Source organism: Weissella sp. DD23 (assembly GCF_001579105.1).
Classification (GTDB): domain Bacteria; phylum Bacillota; class Bacilli; order Lactobacillales; family Lactobacillaceae; genus Weissella; species Weissella cibaria.
In genome coordinates this window covers 90,845-93,685 of record NZ_KQ970396.1, presented here as the reverse complement: position 1 = coordinate 93,685, position 2,841 = coordinate 90,845, and the positions used below count along the sequence as shown (strand labels likewise).

General features: G+C 44.7%; 3 protein-coding genes. 1 reads left to right on the top strand and 2 read right to left on the bottom strand.

The features are described from left to right. Positions 1-205 precede the first annotated feature (205 nt). Positions 206-1,390: an aminotransferase class I/II-fold pyridoxal phosphate-dependent enzyme gene (locus tag WEIDD23_RS09845; protein ID WP_010370299.1), complete on the bottom strand. Its 1,185-nt coding sequence runs from the start codon at positions 1,388-1,390 to the stop codon at positions 206-208. Positions 1,391-1,514: 124 nt separating this feature from the next. Here WEIDD23_RS09845 and WEIDD23_RS09840 point away from each other — a divergent pair, with 124 nt between their 5' ends. Beyond that, positions 1,515-2,243 (top strand): M15 family metallopeptidase, encoded by a 729-nt coding sequence (locus WEIDD23_RS09840; RefSeq protein ID WP_010370297.1) that lies wholly within the window; start codon positions 1,515-1,517, stop codon positions 2,241-2,243. A gap of 120 nt (positions 2,244-2,363) precedes the next feature. Here the strand turns inward: WEIDD23_RS09840 and WEIDD23_RS09835 are convergent, their stop codons facing one another. Next, the gene (locus WEIDD23_RS09835; protein WP_010370296.1) at positions 2,364-2,741 is read right to left on the bottom strand and encodes a hypothetical protein; all 378 of its coding nucleotides are present in this window, start codon (positions 2,739-2,741) and stop codon (positions 2,364-2,366) included. Positions 2,742-2,841 lie beyond the last annotated feature (100 nt).

Here is a 2,841-nt window from a genome sequence, read left to right as displayed (position 1 = left end):
AACAAAATAATGGCAATAAACAACGCCGTCAATACCAAATGACGGCTCGAAGTTTGACGTGTCTTCATGAATTTGTCCTCTATAAAATATGAAAGTAACAGAGTAATTGCTTACTACAAATTATAAGTGTTCGTTTACGTAATGTCATTAACCACTCACTTTTAAAAAGCAGAACACGACGAATCGCGTTCTGCTTAAATGGTTATTATTCACCACGACGTTCGGCAAAATATGCCGTCATACGCTTCATGGCTTCTGCCAAATCCTCATCTGAGGCTGCGTACGAAATTCGCACATACTCTGGCGTGTATTCTGAGAAAGCATCCCCTGGAATAATCGCAACCTTCGCCTTTTCAGCCAAATCGACCGCAAAGTCAAAGCCGCTCAACCCCATATCCGCTGGAATTTTAGCGAAAATATAGAATGCCCCTTCCGGATTCACCACTTCAAAACCTAGTGCTTGTAGTTGTGGCGTCAACCAATCACGACGACGCTTGTAAACATCCCGCATTTCATCAGCCACTTCAGCCGCATCGGTCACCGCCACTAGGGCACCATCTTGGAGCACCTTTGGCAATGAGAATGTCAATGCACCGTGCACCTTTTGGGCTTCATCGATAAAGGCCTTTTCACCCAAGATGAAGCCAATGCGATACCCTGTCATGGCGTGTGACTTAGAGAGCCCTGTAATCAACACTGTTTGATCAGGAATCAAGCTGGCTAATGAGACGTGCGCTTGATCGTACGTCAATTGTGAGTAAATTTCATCCGAAATCACCCACAGGCGGTGCTTCTTAAAGACCGCTGCCAAGGCCCGCAATTCATCCTCTGAATACGTTACGCCAGTTGGATTTGACGGATAGTTAAACAGGATTGCCTTAACCGGCACCTTAGCTTTTTCCATCGCTTCGTCAACCTGATCCGGTGTCAACTTGAAATCAGTTGGTCGCGTATTGATTGATACCTTCTTACCATGTGCCAAATCGAGCGAGGCAAAATATGGTGGGTACGCAGGTTCTGGTACGATAACCCCTTCGTTATCGTTTAATAGTGTTAAGAAAACCACATTAATTGCTTCTGACACACCAATTGTTACAATGATATTGTCTTCACCGCTATAGTTCAAATCGTACTTCTTGTTGAAGTACGCAACAGCGGCGTTTCGCAAATCACGTTCACCCTGTGAGTCGGCGTAATGTGAGTTATCTTCTTGAACTGACTGAATGATGCGGGCCTTGATGGCGTCATCAACATTAAAGCCAGGCTCTCCAAACGTTAATCGTACCAAATCTGGAATATCGCGGACAGCAAGTTGGAAATCCAACAAGCCATCTGGTGCCAAATTAGTTACAATTGGATTAAGCGGTTGGATGAAATCTTTTTTAATCATACTAATTATTCTCACATTCTTCCCAAAGTAACTTATATTATAGCAGTAATTGGGTGGAATGCCAGTTGCGATTTTTGAATAAAATGTGAACATAACATGCCCTATCAATACGGAGGAAATACACATGCTAGAATTTACCGGTATTGCAATCGAAACCCCACTGCAAACATGGCGCTGGGATGACATTCAGGCGACCCCGATTAAAGCGGTTGCTGAACCGCTTGTCTCGCTCAGTTATTTGCCAGAAAAGATGGTTATCAGTCCCCAATATTTCATTCAGCAGTTGCCTGGTGCGAAAGCAGACTTATTCGCCCGTGAAACGGTGCAACGCAAGCTCAACGAAGCGGCCGATTTGCTCCCCTATGGTTATAAATTTGTCATTTTCGATGCCTGGCGCGACATGGCCACCCAACAAGCCCTCTTTGATCAAATGCGAGCGTTTGTAAAACGTGATCATCCTGATTTTGATGACCAACAGGTGACTCAAGCCGCCTTGCGGATTGTCGCATTACCATCAACTAACCCGGCCAAACCGTCCCCACATAATACTGGTGGATCAATTGATTTATCAATTGTTGACGAGAAAGGCCGGTTCTTGCCAATGGGCAGTCCGTTTGACGACATCAGCGAACGAGCCCGGACGGATTATTATGAAAAAGCACCTGACAGCGACGACACCATCACGTACCGCGAAAATCGGCGCCTACTCTATCACGTGATGACACAAGCCGGGTTCACGAATTATATCGAAGAGTGGTGGCATTTTGACTACGGCAACCAAAACTGGGCCACAGTATCAAAGCGTGACTTTGCCGTTTACGGGGCAACTAAGCCTGATTTCCCTTGGATTTAACCTTCATTTTTATTACAATGTTCGTGCACTAGCACGACACTCACAATAATTTATTAGTCTAAAAAACGGCCCCAACACGCAGTCATCACTGCATGTTGGGGCCGTTTTTTCACCTCATATTTACTTCACAACAGCTGCAATGTCAGCTAACCAGGCTGACATCGTCTCAAAGACGCCGTTGTCACTTTCTGTAATACCCGTAGGCAAAACTGTTCCCATATAGTGTTGTGCCAACAATTGTGATAACACCAATCCACCGATAACATCTAGAATGTATGTGTCATTTAGTGTGCGGAACGTCAATACATTGTCCGTATTAAACGCAATGTGGAAACGCTCAACCGCAAAGGTAATTGTCTTGGCAATGTCACCGATACCAGCGACTGTTGAACTAGCCGTATCGAATGCATTAAGTTCTGCTTGCAATACATCCTGCCAGTTGGCCAATGGCACTTGACGGGGTTGTTCGCGTTGCAAATCTGTTAGTGATAATGACATGATTGTCACCGCCTCATTTTTGTAATGATTTCATTATAGCGAATCACTAACTATTCGTCACTTTTGTGCATTCACATAATCAACAAAGTCTTGGAAGACG